Genomic DNA, 20,382 nt, shown 5'->3' with positions numbered 1-20,382 from the left:
TAACTCTAGATATAAGGTGTTTGTCCAAATTGGGCAGTTTGGCGTGCCAATCTCAGCAGTTATCAGCGGGATAATGGCTCCGTCCACTAAGCACGGAGTTATTTTTATGAAGTTGAATGGTATTGAACTACTCAATCTAGCTGTAGCACATGAGCTAAAAGAAGTTTGGGTCGTCAGGTTAGATCCACCCGACCAGCCCGGTAATCGGGGGCCTGATGATGACCTGCTCTGGCCGGAGGTTTTGCTATGCAAAAGTTCTGACGATGCTACTCATCTGGCTGAGTACCTAAGCAAAGCAGCCTTTGATGATTTCTCTGATTTTATGGCCGCAGAAGAAGATGGGGAAATCCATTCAGTACCTCAGGATGCAGATCAGTACATAGTTGCGCTCTGTAGAAACATTCAAAGGTACAGATACGCATGGCTGGTAGAACCAAGCATCAAAAGTATTCAGCAAATCGAAGTACTCAAGGAGGCCTGTGATCATGAGAAGTAAGCATTTATTGGGCGTGGTCGCTTTTACGTTGGTTGCTTACTCTAGTAACTTACTTGCTCAGGAGAGTGCAACCGTAGGGCAGAAATCAACGCAAGAAAAACGTTCACAGAAAGAAACAGCAATCAACGATGAAACCAGCATGGAATTACAACGACAAAAGGGTGAAGAACAACGCAATGGTGAGGAAATAAGGGATACCACTTCAACCTCGGTACGTGATTCGGATGAAACATCATCGCGGCGCCAGAATCAAATAACTAACCGTCTGGCGGTTAAAACAGCGCCTCTTGCAATGCTAAATGAACTGTTTACATACATAGAGAAAGGTCATTCTGCAAAAGGACGAACTGCAAATGTAATCAGACATTGTGCGCTCATTACAAAACCCAAAGCACCACAATTTCAAGATCTAGAACCTAAACCACTCGTAACCAGCGTTCAGGCTTGCATGGCGTGGAATAAGGAAAAAACGATAGGCCAGTGCCAGGTTGAGTTACACCAAGCAAACTTCAATTGGGCTACGACAGGTATGCCATCGTTTATCAGAGTACCATCAGACAGACTCATTGAAGACGGCATGTGTTGGGCACTTTATGGTCTTGTTGCCGAAGCAACTCTTGAAGATATATCCAATGGGATTCCACTCAACGGAAATAATATCTCTGACATCAAATTAGCCCTAGCAAACGCGATGGGCAAACAATTGGTGAGAAATGACCTGCCAGATAAAGCCAAAAAGATTGTGGAAAGGCAATTTGGGCAGAACTGTGTAATACCAACAAGTCGCGGTTATCACTATGAAGGAAAATACGAGTGGTCGTGCGGCTCGTTTTCTGTTGATCCAAAAAACATCTCGGCCTCAATTGGTGAGTTCACTCTGTTTGGGAAAGGAAACTCTCTATTTGGTGAGACCTGGGAGATGGAAACGTCACAAAGCCAGGACACGCTCTTTTCAGTATCGACTAATAGAGCAAACTCAAAAGAGGCATCAACGTCTAACGCTCAATATGCAAGCACAGACAACCGTTCATCTAAATCACGAAACCTGTCAATGAGAACGTCAGAGCGCTTACAAACAGAAGAAGCATCTAACCTCAGCAACTCAACAGAAGCAAGTTTCACAGTGTCCCAGCCAGGTATCAAAGGAGGTAACTAACAATGAAATCTGTACTTTATGGCATCATCATTGCGAGTCCAATCACAGCGATTATCATCTATTTTACCTTATCCGGCAGACAAGAAGTTCTTATCCAACAGAAAACACATGAAGTTCAACAACAAATCCGTTCAGAAGAATTTCAGCGTAATTTTTCTAAAGCATGGACTGAATTTGACCGGCTCAATGAGCATGACAAAGCAACATTTTCGGCTGACGATGCTGAACGTGATGAGCGGATCAAAAAACTTAAAAAACTTCGTTCTCAACTGGAAGCATCTGATAGCCAATCAATGGATAGCCTTGAAACTGACCTAGCTGAAATGCGAAAGGCAATAAAGGAGGCTGAACACAGGAAAAACACAAAATAGTGAGACTATAAAATTTCAAATATCGGGCTACACTCCCCCATATATAATTTGTAGTAGCTCATATCTGATGGTTTGGACTTCATCTGACAGGCCGCTATGAGCGAGAATCAGTTGTACAAAACTGGAGTTCTCAAAAAACTAATGTCCGCTTTACCGTATTTTCGGAAATTCGATTCAGCGAGACCCCGGAAATACGACGATGCACGTTAATAGCAATTAAAGTGCATCGTTAGTTCACTAAGAGCGAATTGCGGACATTAACTCCGCGCTCAGCTAGCACTTGTTGAATTCATTCAACCTAATTTCCAACTCGCCTTTATATTTTTCATTGGAGCAATTTTTAATTGCTTCCTGAAGTTCTTTAGTTACATTCTCATTATCACCCAATTTCATATAACAACTACTGAGTAGGTCGTGATAAATAGATATTCTTGCTGATGCTTTCTGATCGGTTTTTGCTGAAGAAAAACATTCTTTAGCACTGGATAAAGCATCTGCGTAATGACTACTCCCTAATTCCAAGTATGCTTTTGCTTTCTCATAAAGCAGCCAATGATTTACTTCTTTCTGGGGAACTTTCATTATTGCCATTATTGCTTTTTCTGGTTTCAGACCCAAGATATATGTTTTTGCAACACATCTTCCATCAAATGAATTAAGCTGCTCATAATCACTAATTTCATCTGCAAACGATAAAGCCGAATTAATTAATAACTTGGCAAGCCTTTTTTTATTTTCTCGTTCGGCTGCTACTGATGAATTAGTAAGTGCTTCACATGCGCTTGCCCATTGCCTTTTTTCTATTTGATTTGGTGGGATAGCTATCAACTCTGGTATGGATTCTGCAATTCTGACGCACGTCATGCTATGCTTATATCCAAACATTGATGTAAAGGAGACGAATGCTTCATAAAACTGATCTAAGCCTTCTAATGCTGACATAGATATCACGTCAGCTAGCTTTCTCACTAAATCTTGCTGTTCGTTAATCTCTCGAGCTATTTGACTATATGATCTTAATCTAGCGAGAGCCGCTAATGATACGCGAAGAGGTACTGAAAGCAGCTCATCTTGGATATACCCTAGTAGAGTGCGCATAGCTTTTTCACCTGCATCCTTTACATCTTTATTAACTCCGTGTTGAGTTCCTAAGTGAGCGACTTGCCCATACGTTGCATGCCACTCAGGCTTTAAATACAGTAGTCGATTGAATGACTCTAAGGCTTCGGGATACATACCTGAACGTCTAAGAGACTTTCCTATATGATGAAGGAGTTCTAGCTGTATATTTTCTGATATATTCTTTTGTAAGAGCTTCCCATATAAATTAGCGCAATCGTTGTAATAACTTTTTCTTGCCTCTTTATCATCAATCGTGTACGAATGAATTTCCCTTGCGTCTATTACGCTCTTAATTTTTTGTAAACTATCGTTCTCGGTAAGAGTAATTTCATATATCTCTTTATGAAGCTCTATTTTTATATCACCCTCTAACTGTAAAAGAGAGTAATGAAGCCAGTCAATTTCTCGATATCCACGTCGTAAATGCTCATTTAATATGAGTTCTGAGCACAAATGTATCTGCCTAAGAACACTTGGTGTCATATCGCCAGCACTTGACGAAATAAAGTCTTCAATCGAAGAAACTAAAGATGAACTATCTAATTCATCTTGAACGGCTATAGATATAAGGTCGTGAATTCGAAAAACTCCAGTTGTATTCTCGGGAACAAGAATTGACAATTTTTGTAAAGAGTTGCACTTTAGAACACCAACGAATCTCCTCAAAAACTCAATGTCATGCGAGTTTATTCCTGTATTTGCTATTTTTTTTAATGCTTCAAGAGAACTTGGAGGTAAACCAGAAAGAATTTTTCTTACAATTGATGCACCACTGGAGTCATCAATCAATTCTGGCTCATTTAGAATCTCACGATAAATAGTTTCCTTATCTATACCCTGTTCATAACCTAGTTTTTTGGTCATTGATAGTATTAATGGTGAAAACCGGCATCTTGAGATGAATTCTCGACATAATGCAGAAGCTGACGAAGTATTTTCCCCGATGAGTGCGAGTGCGCTATCTATCGAAAACTGAGGAATAGAGAGATATATTAAACTTTGCGGTGCTGAAATTTGAGAAGTAACTAGAACCACTCCTCCTTTGGAAAACCCTGCTTTCAACTCTTCAAAATTATTTTCTTCTAGTCCTGTTTTAAAATTATCAATCACAAGGATAGATTTTTCAGAGTTAAATAACCCTGCTACATTAACCGGTGCCCCTCCTCGACTTCTCTGGACAGAGCTAAGTGATGTATCAGAATTCCAATCCTCACCTCCAATCCAAATATAATTTGGAAAAGTTAATTTATTTCTTCTAACGAAATCAATAGCTGCTTGGGTCTTTCCTGATCCACTAATTCCATGCAATACGCAAATACTGTTTCCATTTTTAAAGTGATTACTGACGGCACCGAAAACTTCTTCAGCGAGTACATATCCATCACAAGCATTTGGCAATTTTCCAAAGTACTCATAATTATCCATATTCTGAGAAAAAGTTGGAAAATATTGTTTGTAAAAATCGGCGGCTGTGGGATTGTTTATTGATTGTTCATATACACCTTTAGCAAGTTCTCGAGCATCAATTATTATTATGCGTTTTGCGTATTCCTGACCAATATTTGTAGAATTAAATTTTGCACGAAAAGATGGATTTTCTTCTTGATTACTAATTAGATATATCTTGTCTGGACCCGAACCGCCTTTATGACCTAAGGCATGAAGTACATCTTTATTTATTTTCGAATAAATAGGTGCTTCTTTTTTGCCTGAGTAATCGAAGTAGCCTTTCTCCGCACTGTATTCTCCGACAATCGAGGAGTCATCAGAAAATGTGTCCACTGTATAGCCAGAAGGCATATAGTCCTTATTCAGTCCATGATGAATAAGAGGTTGATTCTCGCGCAGAGAAATATAATTGTGGCCAACTAGCTCTATACCTGTTGCGTCTAAGCAGGATATTTCTTCAATGAGGCCTTTAACTATTCTCTTCTTTATGTGCTCAGACAATTTTTTATCCCTATTCAGGTTTAGCGGAGAGTATCGTTCACGCAGGAGGTTAATATTGGTATGTTATGCTGGAACGCTTTATCTGGTTCTACCAAATAATTGGCCAGCGTTAATTTTTTGGTAAAAACTGGCTTACAAACAACCACGATCAGACAGCTATCAAAAGTGTGTTTCTTATCTGTTATTTTAGGCTGATTCACTCTAAACTTCTAAATTAGAATGTTTTTTCCTCTTCAGCAACAAATAAATGCGCCTGTTTTTTAATCAAAATGTGCCAGCACTCTGATTACAGTAGGGAACACTAAGTATTCGTCCATATGCATGAGCAAAGCCTGCTGTTAGCAAAGATGAAAATTCAACGTTCAGCAGATTGTAGGCTTATCGTTCAAGCTCTGGAACAGAGCCATATTAGTTGCAACTGTTCTTTCTTGGAATCTGAATGGCTTGAGTTTTAGACAGTACCATAGGAGCAAGTTATGCAGTCCCTACATAATCAAGCCAGTTTTTTTCAACGAATCCTGCAACACCTCCAGCCGGATTATACAATGGATAAAGTCCTAAAAATGTTTCATGCACACTCGCCAAGTCGTCAGTTTTGAGCACATTGGTATGTTTCAAGAGATACAGTAAGGCAATTGTCGGCGAACGTGACATACCTTGGTTACAATGCACAAGAACTTTTTTATCCGAAATGTTTTCAACGATGGCATTTACAGCTGCATCCATGATTTCTTTTGAAATATATGCAGGATCAGGTGCATCAACTAAATTAAGAATTAGTCGACCATCTCGTTTCGCGATTAAGTATTCTGGGTGAGAATTCGGTGCGCCTCTGCCAGAGTAACCTAGAGCTTGTCGGTGATATGGTTCTTTGCAGGCATGAATAATGTACCAACCATTTTCCCTTAATACGGTTGTTGCATCATTTTCATTACCAACAAATAGATGTGGATAGACCTCTATCATTACTTACCTCTCTTCATTTTTTCATGGAAACTCATCGCTCTCATCATCTGAAAATGTCATATCGTAAAGCTGCTGTATTTTCTTGTTGAGATCGGTTTTCATCAATGCCATACATCGCTACGCTCTGAATTTGAGCTTAGAGTAGCGTCAATAGTAGCTTCATCAATAATATCCGTAGATTCGAACAGTCCTGACTGTTGAACCTGTTCTTTAGCTACTTCAATGTCCGTAACGAACATAATTACGGCAAGGTCGCGTGTGGCTCGTGAACAGCATACGTAAAAGAGTCGTCTTGTCCGTTCAATTACACTATCTTTTCCAATTGCAATATTCTGATTATCGTTGTCTGACAGCTCCGTTATGCCAAAGTATTTACCGTAGGAAAACTGCTTTTGACTTTGCCCCTCTTCATCGTCGATCAATACCATTACTCGTTCGAATTCTGCTCCTTTGACGCCTTGCTGGGTAGCAAACGGTGATAGGTCCTCAAGGTAGTGACGGTAACCAGTCAGCTCATTGATGTTGCAATCCAGAAAGGCAATCACGGAAGGTATTTCAGAATCATTGCTATCAGTTTCTAGAGATTCTGAATTTGAGCCTAAATACTTTTGCCATGCTTCTTCAAGCTGCAATATACCGGCATTAAATGCAAAATTAAGTGCATCCCGAATGGTGGCGTCTCTCGATCGCATGAGGCGTGCAAGCTCTAAAGTAGACGTCTGTAGTTTCAACAGAATATCTGCGGTGTTAGCGCTGGACAAATTCGTCGAACTCAAAATCGGGCAATTAGTTCGTAATATGCTCATGACATCAAACTTACGATTTTGGTGGACGGCCAATGTCAACGGTAATAGATATGTAATAAAGGGTCTTAGCGGCCAACTAGTGCCATCTTTCAGCCCTTCCTTTAAGCTCGAGGGAGCGTTGTCGTTAAGAGCTGAATACAGGTTTGGGAAACCGAGCCGAGTAGCGGCCATACGATGGACTACTACTAATGCTCGGACATCTGCTGCGCGGTCATCACTCCTCCAAAGCTCATCGTTATTGACTAATCGGAGCCATTCACGAACCTTTACCATTTTCTCTGAACGATTATTGTCAGCAGACAGCAGAAAGATCCTAGCCGAACCTTCGATTGGCACCAGAACTCCGTCTACTTCACTCACTCTCCCTCGAGTTTGTTCTAATCCATCTCCAGGTTGGCGCACAGCGTTTACAACTTTTAGTACGCGTAGCGGGCATCTGAAATTTTCTGGTTTTGTGATCTGTGTCCAGTTAACCGGTATGTCAATCGCACCTGCGCCATCCATATAAATTTTTTGCATTGGGTCGCCAAAAAAACCTAAACAAAACTTTACCTCAGTAGTCTCAGCAATATTGCGAAAGGCTGCCACGATATCAGATCTTGTGTCTTGGCTTTCATCAACGAAAATTACTGGATACCGACTCGCGATAATGCCACGTAATAGCTGGCTTTGTTCAATTAACGTGACAGCTGCATTTATGACGTCCGAGTGGCCAAGTACGCCACGATTAAAATCACTACCTGCTCCATATGTGAAATGCGTCAGGTGCTGCACAACCTCCAACTGTCTTTGATAACGCGCGATATCTTGAAGCAATCTTTCGCGTGTTGCTTCTCGGGTTCTTGGCTTGTCATGATGCTCTTGAGCTTCGGTGATCTTTTCGTTAATACGAGCGAGAACCCAAGTTTTGAGATCGAACTGAAACGGACGTATTACTATCCACAAGAAACTATGGATTGTTGATACGTGAAACAGCGAATCATGGCCCACATCCCCCCAGATTTCGTTAACAGCTACCTCAGTGTAAGTTATACAAGCAACTTGCTGGTTATGAGTTTTTAATTCAGTTCTCCTCGTTTGCCCAAGGTGGGCCAGGGCCTTCACTAGTGATGTAGTCTTGCCCGACCCAGCACCTGCGACCATAACGAAACTAGATGGTGGGGTTTTGTCCAAGCAAGCACGTAACTCCAGATCTGCCTGTGTATCTGGCTGCCCTATACGGCTAGTCATATGCCAATATCCCCGATGTTTGCCAAGTGAGCTACCTCATCATCAGATGGAGGCGCTATCTCATCTTCCAACCAGCATAGGCCCTCTGCTATATAATTCGGAACAACCCATTCCGTCGGATTGTGAGCCAATAGAGCTAAGGCAAAGTCGGTCTTGTGGAAACTGGTATTCTTAACTTTGCGATACAAGCTTTGCGCAATACCATTCAAGTCTAAGTTGTTAGCCCCTTTTATGCGTAATCCAAGATCCTTGCGCTCAAAATCTTGACACCATACTAGATTTTGTAACGCAAAAGCTTCCTCTAAAGTCCTCCCTGTTAGTGATTCAGTTATGCCTCGCCAAGTCACGTCAACCGGAGTTTGGTAAGCAACATGCACTAATGCATCACTGGATACTGCTCTTTGTTGAGTACGTTGTTCGGGTGATGCAGCCAGCAATTCGGTAATGGAACTTAGACCTGGAAGCCATTTTACTAAGGTTTGATTTGACGTGAGCGCTCCAGCCTCATTGACCATACAAGCCTTGCGTCCTCGGCGAGCAGCTTCAGCCTCTTCCGATTCTTCATCAAAATCGGGAGCTGCATTAGCATCATCGTCGTCAGGTTGTGCGTCCTCTTCCTGTTGGTTGTCAGCGCTGACGATAGGAGCGAAGACGCTGTCTATGTCGGTAACTATTAAAGTAGTAAGGCCTAAGAAGTCGATGAGACCTTTGAATCTATGGCCGAATGCACCACCTATTTCAAGGATACTCAGGTAGTTTGACTGCAACTTAGGTGCGGCTTTAGCGATCATTTGAGTCATCAGTAATCGCTCGACATTGCCCTCAACCAGAATCGCTGCGTCCGCGAAGAATAGATCGCAATGAGTGAGTCTTAAATAACGTTCTAGGAAGTCTCTAGTGCGATCAGATGGAACGCTCGGATCGTTAGCTGTCTCATAAAATGCTTTCATGCTGAGAACCTGAGAACGTTGGACTCCTTCATCGGTAGTTCGGCGAAAATAACGGATAGGTTTAAAGCCGCGTTCGAAGAGTACATGTGGCGAATGCGTAGTGACCACAAGCTGGCTGGTGCAATACGGTATGTCTTTTTCGGGGGTTGCGAGGATATCCAGTACTTTACGAATGAAAACCTGTTGCAGCTGAGCATGCAGATGTGCTTCTGGCTCCTCAATAAATATCAAATGGAGCGGAGGACGGTTTTCTTCTAGATCTATCCATCTGGCGTGAGCATCAAGAAGTTCAACAACCATGTAGATCAAGTTTTTGAAACCAAGCCCATTGTACCTGTCTGGCAGAGTAGCCTCCGTACGACCCTCGGAGCCTAAAGCGTAGTGAACGCGAGCACCATCGTGACTACTGAGGATAGTAGCAGGATTCAGAGCTGTCTTAATCAACAGCCGAGGGTTGTGAACTCCAGGGTAGCCAAGTTGAGCTAATTGTTCGAGTGTGGGGCCAAAGACCCGTTCAAGATGGTCGTTTAACATGGTCTCAGATTGGTAAAGCGCACGTTGCGCTTCGTGATCCTCACCGTGTTTCTCGAGGTTTCTTTCATAGAAACGACTCAAACAACGAGATAAGTCCTCAGAGCGAGAACCGCTATTAGAATCTGAAAGATGGCGTTGAGCGTGCAAGCAATCTACTTTGACGAGACTATTCAGTACGTCTTTGCCGCTACGGCCTTTGCCAGGCATCAGTTGTAGAGGTTTGTAACCATCTAAAGCAACAAGGTTGCTGTCATGCTGCGCGATGTCAAGAACGTAATAATTAAACTCAAAACTTTTTCGCAGATAGTTATTTGAGGTATCTGATAAAAAGTCGCAAAGGGTGCGGGGTTGTGGGTCATATCCAGTAATACTAGGATTTTGAACTGTAGCTTGAATAACCGCCTGACGAGCGCGATTTCGAACTTCTTGGAAACTGCTTCTTAACAACAGAGTGTCTACAGCAGCGAATTCTACTCGAATCCCGACTAAATTGCCTTGCCATTCTAAGCTAGGCAACAAATCGATTACTCGATAAAGATCTGCTGGTTTTACGCTAAACCATATGTCGATGGCAATGTTTGGTAGCTCGATGCCACTAACACCTTCGCCAAATGAGTTGATTGCTTCCCAACATTCGGCACTAAAGTCGTGAAGTGAAAATTTGTCCTTAGACGCCGAAGTGAATAGTTGGAGGGCGTGCGCTGCTGATGTCTTTCCGCTGTTATTAGCCCCAACAAAGATAGATATATCTGACGCGAGATCGATGCGAACATTCTTTAGTCGCCGAAAATTACGAATACAGACGGTTTCGATGTGCATATTGACTAACTCTCCATGTTTGATAGTTCGCGGTAGGAGCAATACTCTGTCGTAACCGCACATTCCTTCTCGCAACAAAATTAACGATTCAGCTGTTAATTTAGATATAAACACTTTGTACCCAAAGAAAAAATTGGTCAATAGAATTGAACGAAAAGAGAGACAAGTCACTCATTAACAATGACGATAGTTATAAACCTAAAGTAACTTTTTTTGGCGTATGTAATTCCCCTAATCTCAAAGACAAATCACCACTGATAGAAATAATTTGGGCTGCTACCAGCGTAATGTCGCAGTCCGTATTAATTACTCTGACCTTTCCCCGGAATTAGTGCCAATCTCTCATGAGATTTCAAGCTCTAAATCCATTCGTCAAATTGGCATTTGCTCAGGAATTAGGATCTTGGTTTTTCTCCAATGTGATAAATTTGAAATTACTAAGGGACTATGTATATTCAGTTGTTTTCGATGAGAATATCTTTTCATTGGTGAATGTGTGTTTTTGGCACGGCAATCCCCGTATTTATGGCCATTAGAATCATCCTTATTCGAACAGACACCAAAGTCAGGTGAGTTTTAAGCCACTATAGATGGCAAAAAAGGCAGATAACCTGCCTTTGTTTATAAATGTTAAAATTTGAGGTAACTCTTATTTTGCCTCATCCGGCTTAAGCGCTACTAGTTCCTCTAAAGGGCTCGGTCCAGTCTGCTTATAATTAATTACCACCGGATTATTTTGACGAACATCAGAGAAGTCCAGACGCAATCCTGCTTGGCTCTCCCCTGTTACATCCTCCAGGCAACGTCGAGATTCCCCATCAAGAGCAGCCATATATTTCTGCTCATTACCTTGAGGGCCTAGTGCCATGGTAATAAGGCAATCTTTGCCATGTTCGATCTTGTAGGTAACATCAATGGTCTCATCACTTGCTGGGATCTTAAAAATAGTTAGTGAGGTGGTACAGATTTCTGGTTTAGTTGCACACCCGGCCAAAGAAAACAGGGATGCAGCAGTCAGAATGAAGATTGTTTTTTTCATTTCAGTTTCCTCAATTGCTTAAAAATAATTAACGAGAAATAGACTTGTTTTTGTCTCGATCTATTTTGGGCTCGTTGCTTAGTTGATTTTGGTTTTCTATTGCGGAGTGACGCACTTTCTCTCTCGCTTGAGCTTGAGCTATGGCTTTATGATGTTCTGGTTGAGGTTGATATTGGCTATAGTCTTTTCTAGCGGACTGGGATAGCTTGTTATAGGTGCTAACAATCAGCCTGTCGGCTTCTTTCTGTTGACCACCTTGTTCTAATTGCTTGGCATTAGTGATGGCTTCAGACATAAGCCCATGTCGCTGCTCTGTTTTGGCGGCTAGTTGAAGGCGTGACAACTCAACACCTAGAGCTTTTGTCATTTTCCCAATATCTTTTTTTAGTTCCTGGGCAGATTGTTGCTGCTTTGTCTTGTCTGACTCAAAAAAGATTTTCTGAATAGCCTTTGCCGCCATCCAAACTAAAGCACCTGCGGCCTCGGTAAAAATATCGTTCTCTAAATATCCCCGCTGATAGTTAGAAAGTGTTTTAGAGAGCCAGTTATCTTGAGTTGGTTTCTCGTGCCCCATGCTTTCGACTTGCTTTATTAGCAACTGGACAGAATCAACAATTTTCATCTGCTGCTCAGATAGCTGCCGATACTGCTCATTCATATGAACATGATCAAAAACGCTGGTTTTCATCTGCTTATCTTTAATAGGATGACTATTCATGCTTTGCACAATTGACTTAGCCGCTGATTCAAGCTGCCCAACCAACTTGTTGGGGTCAGAGCCATCAGCTTTGCTAAGTTCTTGATAGAGCGCCGCAACTTTCGCTTTTTCGTTCAATTCCATTCCAATTACCTCTTAATGACGATGTTTTACATGCAGGTTTCCATTAACCCACTCTGCGCTAATGAAATTATTGGGCTCGATGATGTGTTCAAAGTGGCTAGCTGACGCCTCTATACCTGCATGAAAGCGCTCGATCTCAGCCTGATAAGTCCGCATTTCAGCCACAAGGTTGGATAGTTGAGAGTACAGATCAGGCTTGAGCTCTCTTCTGAAGATTTTTCTGAAAATACTATTAATCATTGAGTGCCCCCTTGATACCAAGAAGCAATAGGTTCGAAATGATCTCCCCACTCCATGATCTTCAAAAAGTCATCGGTATTATCTACTCTTGCTAGTCCACAATAAGTTTTCGTGTACCGACCATCGATGCACTTTAATACTGTGAAGTGAAGAGGTTCACCTGCTTCTGTTCTTGCAGCGGTTACACCTCGTCTTTGATGAATATGAGCGTCATTTATTGGAAGTACTAATCCGTTAACTTGAATATCTGCCGCCATAGTGTCCTCATTTATCTATACTCTCTTTGAGCTAATATTTTCTCAGGTGAGCAAGCATTAGATGGCACGCCAAAGTGCCCAATTTGGACAAAAAGAAAGGGGCCTGAGCCCCTAAACGAAGAGTGTGGAAATTGAATTCAATGATCTAGCGTTTGTGTTCGCCAGCTTCTACTTGTTCACGAGAAAAGACTGTGGGACAACGTGACAGATCCGGTTTGCCATAGCCATTCACAGCCTCAGACCTGCTGCATATATAGGCATCAAACCGACCTGTGGCTTGCATCATTTTTTCTTTGGCCTTCATTGACTCGCTTGCCTTTTCTAGGTAATCACAGGCAGGATAAGACCAAGTTGCGAGTCCTGAATGGCCTGCCGCATATGTGGAGCAGGTTTCCCGCTCCGTGACTTTCTCTGTGTAACTTGCAATACCACTTCCTTTTTTCTGGAGCTGAGTCTGAATAATTGAGTCGTGCTGGTACGGACCGGGATAGCTCCAATAGGGCACCTGATAGCTGTTGAATGTAGGAGAGTACACCGACATAAACCCACGAAGACCCTCGCTTTCGCCAGCAATGTAATCAGCAACACGTTTCCAGTTACCATCTGTCCATTTCAAGCAGTGATAACCACCATCCGCTTGACGAGGTTTAGCTCCCAGCGCGATAGCGAGCTCATCAATTTCGATGTCACTATCCTGGCTGCTATTACCTGCACCAAACGCTGCACACATACCACCCACGTGCATTACGGATATGACACTGGAGCGCCCAATTGCGAACGGTCTGATATCAAACGCATCAAAGTATCCAGTTCGTTGATAATTATAGAAGTTGGCAGCAATCATATTCATTGCTCCTGATCTGGATTGCATGTTTAACAAATCACGAGACATTTTAAGCGCACTATCCCAACCAACTCGCGACGCAGCTGCCGCAATAAGGCTGCCCATCACATCATTATCATGAGACGAGATAGTGTATTGAACAGATGAAACTGGAGTCCGCACTGCACAGTATTCGTAATATTCATTAAAGGCTTGCTCCTTTTTCTCCTGCGAGGCGGCTTCATTATAGTTCACCAAGAATTTATCCAAGCTCAGTTCCTGACCGTTCTCCGTACACTCACTACCTCCGTTGATTAGACAACGCTCATAAATCTCAACCGTGCTTTGGAAAGAGGCAGCGTTGGTAAGCGCATAATAGCTGATGAAGTCGTCAACGGAGCGCAATTCGCCAGAATCATTGAAGCAATCATGGAATCCATACTTCATAGCCATATTAGCTTTATCTGAACTGCTATCTAAGTTTGAGAAACTCCATCGCCGTTGTTCTTGGCGTCGCTTATCGTTGGCAGTGCGAATGCGATCCAAGGCTTGCGTTTGATTCTCTTGACCTAGCAGCTCCGCTGTCCACAAGTTGAAGGTTTGCCACTCGGCACCTAAATTTGCCACCATCTTAGCTGCCGAGTTGAATGCCTCCTCGCTACCGAAATCTTCCTGTTTGAATCCAACAAGTTTCATGTCGGCTAGTGCCGCCTGGATGTTCGGCTCTGTTTTTTCTACTTTTTGAGTCGGCATATTTGACTGAGTGTTGCCGGTGATATTTGGCATAGTCGCGGAACAACCTGCCAATACAGTCATTACAGCGATTGACGTAAAAAGAACTTTCACTTTTAGATCTCCCTTTTGGTTTCGAATCCATTTCATTTTCAAATAAAAGGGCAGTCTAGCCAGTACGCCAAACTGCCCAATTTGGACAATAGACAGCAATCATCTTGTTAGACTGTGCTGTCTGTCACCTCTTGATTTCTCGCGTTCTTGAACCCTATCCGCTAATTGCTCTAACGAGCGTCCTGATTCTGGATGCTGCCATAGCTTATCAATCAAGTGGTCAAGCGGTTCCAGAGACTGGTAACGGCTTTCCTTAGCCGTCTGTTTTTGACCTGAACGCTGCTCCACAGCTCGGACAAACCCTTCCTTTGAATCGGTGTATAGATACACGCGGTCCTTTGCTCTTGATATCTGCACGTAAAACTGTTCTGTGTTCAATAAAGCTTCCCGGTTGGTTTCCGCGTGCACAAATACGTTCTGGGCTGTTTTACCTTGGGCAGAGTGAACAGTCATGGCGTAACCGTGATCCCAATGGGAATTAGCCAGTTTGAACATGTCAAACTCACCGGTTTTACCATTTGAAAGTCTGAAAGTTACGTTCGTGCCTTCTATCTTCTCAACCGTGGCGGTGTCATTGTTCAATCGTCCAGTCGGCTTATCATTATCACGCCAGACGATCGTCTCACCAACGGCCAAACCACTTTCAGTTAGGTTGAACATCTGGATGTTCTTGGCCGCATAGCGTTCAGGGGAGAAGCGAATCAGGTCAGCCTGCTCATTGGCCCCGAACTTCTTAAGCAAGATATCGTTATTATCTCGCCCAACAACCTGATAATACAGGCCCTTCTTGATGCCCTCACGCTTGAAGCTACGCGCAAACCGGACGATTTGCTCATTTTGATACGATGTCACCACACGCCGTTCAGCTTCGGTTGCATCGACTGGTGATAGCTGGTTAGTTCGGAGCTCTTCGCCCAGAGTGCCTTCTTTCTTTAATGCTTCACGAACTAATTCATTCGTGCGACGACGGCCCTCACGGCTTGGTTCGAGGATAATACTTTTGGCTCGTTCCTGCGGCGCAAGAGCCATGTAGTCCGTCACAAGCTCTTGTCTGCGGGCTTCACCGCTTTTCTCATGGTCGATTTTTCCGTTTTTTTTACGAGAAACCATTTCCTTTATCGTGCTACCGCTCTCCTCTAATCGACTGAGAGCGTGAGAGGCATTCTTCATAAGGGAGAGATACACCGCATCCCGAGTACCTCGGTTCGTCTGTCGAACGATTTCTTCTAGATGATAGGTTTCCATCCCGTGATTTTGAAGCTGCCTGAAAGCAGCACCAGCTTCGACTGAGGCTAGCTGACGAATATCACCGGTCAATACGACACTAGCCCCCGATTGCCCCGCACGTTGCAAGAGGTCTCGCATTAGCTTGGAGCCTACCATGCTGGACTCATCCACAATCCAAAGTTGAGGAGTTTTTTCCAACATTTTTCCAAGACCGTCACGTTCTCCCTGTAACTCTGATCTTTCATATTGGAGTTCGTCGAGTCGTTTCTGATAGAGCGGTGAATTCTCGGGAATAAGAATCCCCGTCTTTTCATCAACATACGGATTGGAGAGGGCTTTTTCGATTTGCTCTAACCGCTTATCAATTTTATCGATCTGGGTATGAGTTTTCCGTTCTTGAACCCACTCGTTGCGGTTTTGTGCCAGAAAAGACTGAATTGTTCCAGACTGAATTCCAGCACCATCAATCAAACTCTGACCAGCAGAATTCGTAGGGGTAAGCCCCCTAACCTCATACCCCATATCCCTCGCTGTCTCAGCTACAGTTCGGAGGACGGAGGTAGTTTTAGCCGTACCGGCGAACCCTTGCACTCCAACGATCCGATTCTCGGAGAGCAGAATGCCCTCAGTAGCTTTCCGTTGGTCAGCGTTCCACTCATATCCGAATTCGTTGGCCTTCTCCTCAGCATTGGAAATGGCCGCAGCAGCCTGTTCCCGGCTGCATAATGCCTGAACACGGTCGCGGCCAAGGTATTCTTCCTTGAGTACCTCATCCTCGATGTCGATGGCCGCTTTCGACGTATATCCCCGCACATCAATCTCTCGCTTGCTAACCTTATCAAAGGTTCTAACCGACTTATCTATGAGCTGACCACTGCCAATTGCAGCATCAATCGCATTGTTAACATCAGAAAGTAGTACTCGCGATCCGGCATAACGACTCGCCTCTTTGACTAGATCATGGTGCGTCCAAGATGTATCACGCTCTCCAAGGTGTTCTGTCGCCCACATGACGGCTTCATTTGCCACTTTAACACGCTCCAGAAGAGCTTCCGTTTTCATTTCAAGCGTCGGGATATTGGCTTGTGATTGTCGAATAACCTTCTTCAGATCGTTAAGTTTGTCTTCACCGATTTCGGCATGCCACTTTTCAAGAAGCTCTCCACGCTCCATGTGAACCTTGCGATCCCGAGTGTCAAGAGTCGCTGTTTCTTTCTCTGCGGCTGTCGCTGAATCTCGTGTTTTCCCACGAGCCTCCAGAGCTTTCTCTATTGCCTCTGAACGCTTTGAGAACTCGCGAATGACCTCTTTACTAATAGACGCAATTTCCCAAGTTCCACCTTTTTCGTGATCAAGACCGTAGCCCAAAGACTGCACTTCTTCCGCAAGATATTGACGATAAATAAGGCCAAGGTGCTTCTGGTCGATGAAAAGGGGCTTGTTCTCAATAGATCTCCATAGCCCATCCGCCCGCTGCGTCGCATTCATAACCACCACATGAGTATGCAGAAGTGGATCAAAAGCGCGGCTGGTTGTATGCTTAAAAGTTGCCGCAACCATTGAAGCTGTTTTCTCATACTCAACAGTATTTTCAGCTCGATTGCGGTTCCTTGTAACAATATACTCTTGCTCTATATAGCGTAAAACGGCTTGTACAGCTTTGTCGTGGGCGCTAAGTAGTCTCTGATCACCCACGACCTCGGATAAAATAGAAACGCTCTTGGGTGCTAAAAACGTTAAGTCAATTCCAGGTTGATGCTTCCACTCGCCATCTCTTACAGTTCCAAGTTTTTGCCCGTCTGGGAGCTGTCCCTCCAGAAGAGATTTGAAGGTTTCTCTATCTACGTCTCCTGACAATCCCAGTGTTTCCGCTCCGTCGCCAAACCATTCAGACGGGGACAAACCATCAACGTAATAATCGTCTTTTTCAAAGTAATGACCTGCCTGAGAGGCACTTTTTATTGCTTTGGGTGACATCATGATTTTTTGCCTCCTTTTCCAAGCAGACCAAATACCAAATCATCCACTCCATCCGTTCCCAACACTGAATGTACTTCCTGTTCTATATCACTTAGGGCTGGTAATTGCCCTTTAGACACCTCAGTACCATGCTTATTGGAAAGTTCTTTCGGAGCAACGTCAGTATCAGCTTCCATTTTCAAGGCCCGTGCGGCATTGAGCAGACGCATACCAACTGTCTCATTCTCATCACCTTGAATAAAACCGTCAGCGATCTTTGGAAGTCTCAAGAAGGGAATATCAATACGGGCTTTACTCTCCACACCCCAAATTTTGGCAAAACAAGACAAATCAGGCAGGTCCATGATTTCACTGGTAAGCACAATTTTTCGGTTTTGACGTTTAGAACTGACCCGAACTCCGTCTCGAATGTCATCGGCGGAGTAGTTTAAGTCTTCATCAACTTCCTCACGCTCAGCTTCACCAAGTACTTTGGAGACCCACTCAGCAGTGTCGGCATTATTCAAACGAAAATGAAACTGTGTGGAGCACAAGCCAAGTATGGTTTTAGAAGTGTTTTTCCCGAACTCTTCCTCTAATTGGTTTATTTCCTGAATCCCCAAAACAACAGCCGCACCGAAGCCCCTCCCTTCGGCCATCAACATAGAAAGAGCGGGAATTTTTTTGAGACTTGGTAGCTCATCGACAACAATCCAAAGCGTTCGATCACTATTGACACCGCACGCCATCAATCCCTTAGCAACTGATTGAATCCACGTCGAGATTAGAGGCTTCTGAATCTCAATTTCAGATTCCCTTACCGGTAGGAAAAGCCATGAATCATCAGCACCTTGTTCGTCGCCTTCTGCTATCCAATCTCTTATTGAGAAAAATCCCTTTGTGTTTTCTTCTTTCAACAGGCGAAGTGGACGAACACCATCTACGATTGTTGAACGAATACTTTCGAGGGTTCGCTCATTATCTTCATTGAAATATGTCGCTGCTGGAGTGCCTGCAACCAGTTCTTTGAGTAATTCTAGGTCATTCCACGCCGTCGCCCGAAGAAGTGAAAGCAATGACTTCGGCCCATCTAGATATAGATTCTGAAGTGCGGCAGAAACAACCGCTCTGGCAGCAGATGCAAAGAACTTCTCAGAACCACTGTTATTATTAGAACTAGGTAAAAGTGTTTCAGCTATCCAGTCCGCATCGAATGGCCCTGCCATTTCTTCCCACGGAGTCCACTGGTGTGAGCGGCTGTCAGCCGGATTGAGTATGTGATCTACCCCGTCCCGATAGAACATCTCTACGAATTCGCCCTTCTTGTCATATACCACGGCTCGGTCTCCACGAGCACGAATAGCTTTAAGTAAATGAGTTAGTGCTGTAGATTTACCGGCACCCGTGGTGCCACTAATCAAGGTGTGCTTTTTTGAAAATCCTGTAGGTAAGGGAAAATCGCCAAGGGTTAAATCAGAAGCACCGTGCTTTTCTACGATTTCTCCTTTCAGTTTTTCGGATGAAACAAGTTTCGCCCCTCGAATATATTTGTCTTCTTTGATTTCCTTACCTCTTTTAACTGCCTTAACGACAAGATAAACACCAATAGGCAAGTACAATACAAAGAGCGAACTGAAAGCCCATCCAAAGGATTTGAGAAGCTTAATGGCCGCATCTTGGAAAAGCGGTTCATTTATCACCACAGAGGATGGCAGAGATTCGCGCCCATCTAGGGCAACACAGGTCCCTACAGTCACGCTTGAAAATGGTTGTACTAGTCCCTTCAATTGTGCCCACAGATATGTACTAGCGTTTTGCAAGACACATTTATCGGCGTCAATTAAGAGGTATAACAAGCCACCGACAATCGCCAACAAAACACCAGGCAAAAAGATCCAAATTCCACTGAATAACAACATCTGCTGACTGTGAAGCCAGGTATCCGCTCCGCGAACAAAATCCCCTATACGGCCTTTTCTAATTGTTGCCATTATCGTCCCCTCCAATAAAGTGAGTACGCAGAGCATTTGTGCGCGCTGAAATGACTTGTTTAGCCTCAGCCATTTCATCCTCTGAGCAGGTCTTTTTGAGTAGAAAATCTGTGGTTGCAACATTTATCAATAGCAGGTTAATTAGCTGCTGATAAATCTCCTTCTGATCCACTTGTACGTTTCTGATTTCGTGCAGTGTTGAGTCATTATTTAATGCCTGCTCAATCAAAGACACCGCCGTTTTACTAACCGTTTGTCCTGATTCTTTAGCTAATTCCTTCAACAATATATGTACTTGTCTAGGTGGATATATTTGTACGCGGTACGCCTTAGAAACTCCCATTGTAGTCCCCCTTATCCTTGATTCTCTTGTTTGCGACTCCCTTGCGACTCTGCATGTGCAGAGGCGCAGGGAGTCCCCTCAGAAGGCGCTACTGCGCCGGATGAGACAGACCACTCGCGGTGAGTGGGGTGTGGAGAAAAATCCGGGTAAAGCTCGGAGTTTTCTTGCTGTGAGATGGGGCCCCCGCTCGATAGAGCGGGGTGAATTGTTTCAACCATTCGCAGGAAAGAAATTGCCAATTTTCGTGTCTCATACTCATGGTATTTCCTTGCCCTAAACATCAGGCTATTGGCGATCGATGTGATAGCTTGCTCTACCGACTTTGAATCCGATGCAGTCTCAAGAATTCCGAGAATTGAAGCGCCAGAACAATGCTGGCACTGCCGAGGATGAAGTTTCATTCGTTATCTCCTGAT

General features: G+C 43.6%; 15 protein-coding genes. 3 read left to right on the top strand and 12 right to left on the bottom strand.

Translation table 11 applies throughout. From position 1 onward, the window contains the following. Positions 1-106: 106 nt before the first annotated feature. The 3 genes from DYH48_RS03365 to DYH48_RS03355 are packed head-to-tail and all read left to right on the top strand — an operon-like array spanning position 107 to position 2,023. Positions 107-496, top strand: coding sequence for a hypothetical protein (locus tag DYH48_RS03365; RefSeq protein WP_115334056.1), 390 nt, complete (start codon positions 107-109; stop codon positions 494-496). Beyond that, positions 486-1,652 (top strand): hypothetical protein, encoded by a 1,167-nt coding sequence (locus tag DYH48_RS03360; RefSeq protein ID WP_115334055.1) that lies wholly within the window; start codon positions 486-488, stop codon positions 1,650-1,652. Before DYH48_RS03365 ends, DYH48_RS03360 begins: the two co-directional genes overlap by 11 nt. Before the next feature lie 2 nt (positions 1,653-1,654). Beyond that, positions 1,655-2,023 (top strand): hypothetical protein, encoded by a 369-nt coding sequence (locus tag DYH48_RS03355; RefSeq protein ID WP_115334054.1) that lies wholly within the window; start codon positions 1,655-1,657, stop codon positions 2,021-2,023. 273 nt (positions 2,024-2,296) lie between these two features. On the opposite strand, the gene DYH48_RS03350 is transcribed toward DYH48_RS03355, so the two are convergent. From DYH48_RS03350 to DYH48_RS03295, 12 genes are all read right to left on the bottom strand, one after another. Next, positions 2,297-5,095, bottom strand: coding sequence for a tetratricopeptide repeat protein (locus tag DYH48_RS03350; RefSeq protein WP_115334053.1), 2,799 nt, complete (start codon positions 5,093-5,095; stop codon positions 2,297-2,299). Between the two features lie 474 nt (positions 5,096-5,569). Beyond that, the gene (locus tag DYH48_RS03345; RefSeq protein ID WP_115334052.1) at positions 5,570-6,061 is read right to left on the bottom strand and encodes a dual specificity protein phosphatase family protein; all 492 of its coding nucleotides are present in this window, start codon (positions 6,059-6,061) and stop codon (positions 5,570-5,572) included. A 101-nt stretch (positions 6,062-6,162) separates the two neighbouring features. Next, positions 6,163-8,097, bottom strand: a complete 1,935-nt coding sequence (locus DYH48_RS03340; RefSeq protein ID WP_115334051.1) for a UvrD-helicase domain-containing protein — start codon at positions 8,095-8,097, stop codon at positions 6,163-6,165. After that, positions 8,094-10,400, bottom strand: a complete 2,307-nt coding sequence (locus DYH48_RS03335) for an ATP-dependent endonuclease (protein WP_115334050.1) — start codon at positions 10,398-10,400, stop codon at positions 8,094-8,096. The genes DYH48_RS03340 and DYH48_RS03335 overlap by 4 nt, the downstream gene beginning before the upstream one ends. A 649-nt stretch (positions 10,401-11,049) precedes the next feature. Next, on the bottom strand, positions 11,050-11,439 hold the full coding sequence (locus DYH48_RS03330; RefSeq protein WP_115334049.1) for a hypothetical protein: 390 nt from the start codon (positions 11,437-11,439) through the stop codon (positions 11,050-11,052). A gap of 28 nt (positions 11,440-11,467) precedes the next feature. Further along, entirely contained in the window at positions 11,468-12,280 is an 813-nt protein-coding gene (locus DYH48_RS03325; protein ID WP_115334048.1) for a hypothetical protein, read from the bottom strand. Positions 12,281-12,292: 12 nt separating this feature from the next. Beyond that, positions 12,293-12,520, bottom strand: a complete 228-nt coding sequence (locus DYH48_RS03320; RefSeq protein WP_115334047.1) for a hypothetical protein — start codon at positions 12,518-12,520, stop codon at positions 12,293-12,295. Beyond that, the gene (locus DYH48_RS03315; RefSeq protein ID WP_115334046.1) at positions 12,517-12,777 is read right to left on the bottom strand and encodes a hypothetical protein; all 261 of its coding nucleotides are present in this window, start codon (positions 12,775-12,777) and stop codon (positions 12,517-12,519) included. The genes DYH48_RS03320 and DYH48_RS03315 overlap by 4 nt, the downstream gene beginning before the upstream one ends. A 145-nt stretch (positions 12,778-12,922) precedes the next feature. Beyond that, the gene (locus DYH48_RS03310) at positions 12,923-14,446 is read right to left on the bottom strand and encodes a hypothetical protein (protein WP_256613022.1); all 1,524 of its coding nucleotides are present in this window, start codon (positions 14,444-14,446) and stop codon (positions 12,923-12,925) included. Positions 14,447-14,545: 99 nt separating this feature from the next. After that, positions 14,546-17,653, bottom strand: a complete 3,108-nt coding sequence (mobF, locus tag DYH48_RS03305; RefSeq protein WP_115334045.1) for a MobF family relaxase — start codon at positions 17,651-17,653, stop codon at positions 14,546-14,548. Continuing rightward, positions 17,650-19,623 (bottom strand): type IV secretion system DNA-binding domain-containing protein, encoded by a 1,974-nt coding sequence (locus DYH48_RS03300; protein ID WP_115334044.1) that lies wholly within the window; start codon positions 19,621-19,623, stop codon positions 17,650-17,652. The genes mobF and DYH48_RS03300 overlap by 4 nt, the downstream gene beginning before the upstream one ends. Next, positions 19,610-19,966 carry a hypothetical protein gene (locus DYH48_RS03295; RefSeq protein ID WP_115334043.1) on the bottom strand — a complete coding sequence of 119 codons (357 nt, stop codon included), beginning with the start codon at positions 19,964-19,966 and terminating at the stop codon, positions 19,610-19,612. Before DYH48_RS03295 ends, DYH48_RS03300 begins: the two co-directional genes overlap by 14 nt. Positions 19,967-20,382: the final 416 nt, after the last annotated feature.

Origin of the sequence: Shewanella baltica (assembly GCF_900456975.1) — a bacterium.
GTDB lineage: Bacteria > Pseudomonadota > Gammaproteobacteria > Enterobacterales > Shewanellaceae > Shewanella > Shewanella baltica.
Note: the sequence above shows the minus strand (reverse complement) of the source record. Positions and strands in the feature narration are given on the sequence as shown.

Excerpts from the sequence above, each read along its gene's own strand:
- DYH48_RS03355 (WP_115334054.1), top strand. The coding sequence starts at position 1,655 with ATGAAATCTGTACTTTATGGCATCATCATTGCGAGTCCAATCACAGCG.
- DYH48_RS03365 (WP_115334056.1), top strand. The coding sequence starts at position 107 with ATGAAGTTGAATGGTATTGAACTACTCAATCTAGCTGTAGCACATGAG.
- DYH48_RS03360 (WP_115334055.1), top strand. The coding sequence starts at position 486 with ATGAGAAGTAAGCATTTATTGGGCGTGGTCGCTTTTACGTTGGTTGCT.
- mobF (WP_115334045.1), bottom strand. The coding sequence starts at position 17,653 with ATGATGTCACCCAAAGCAATAAAAAGTGCCTCTCAGGCAGGTCATTAC.
- DYH48_RS03330 (WP_115334049.1), bottom strand. The coding sequence starts at position 11,439 with ATGAAAAAAACAATCTTCATTCTGACTGCTGCATCCCTGTTTTCTTTG.
- DYH48_RS03320 (WP_115334047.1), bottom strand. The coding sequence starts at position 12,520 with ATGATTAATAGTATTTTCAGAAAAATCTTCAGAAGAGAGCTCAAGCCT.
- DYH48_RS03340 (WP_115334051.1), bottom strand. The coding sequence starts at position 8,097 with ATGACTAGCCGTATAGGGCAGCCAGATACACAGGCAGATCTGGAGTTA.
- DYH48_RS03325 (WP_115334048.1), bottom strand. The coding sequence starts at position 12,280 with ATGGAATTGAACGAAAAAGCGAAAGTTGCGGCGCTCTATCAAGAACTT.
- DYH48_RS03315 (WP_115334046.1), bottom strand. The coding sequence starts at position 12,777 with ATGGCGGCAGATATTCAAGTTAACGGATTAGTACTTCCAATAAATGAC.
- DYH48_RS03295 (WP_115334043.1), bottom strand. The coding sequence starts at position 19,966 with ATGGGAGTTTCTAAGGCGTACCGCGTACAAATATATCCACCTAGACAA.
- DYH48_RS03345 (WP_115334052.1), bottom strand. The coding sequence starts at position 6,061 with ATGATAGAGGTCTATCCACATCTATTTGTTGGTAATGAAAATGATGCA.
- DYH48_RS03335 (WP_115334050.1), bottom strand. The coding sequence starts at position 10,400 with ATGCACATCGAAACCGTCTGTATTCGTAATTTTCGGCGACTAAAGAAT.
- DYH48_RS03300 (WP_115334044.1), bottom strand. The coding sequence starts at position 19,623 with ATGGCAACAATTAGAAAAGGCCGTATAGGGGATTTTGTTCGCGGAGCG.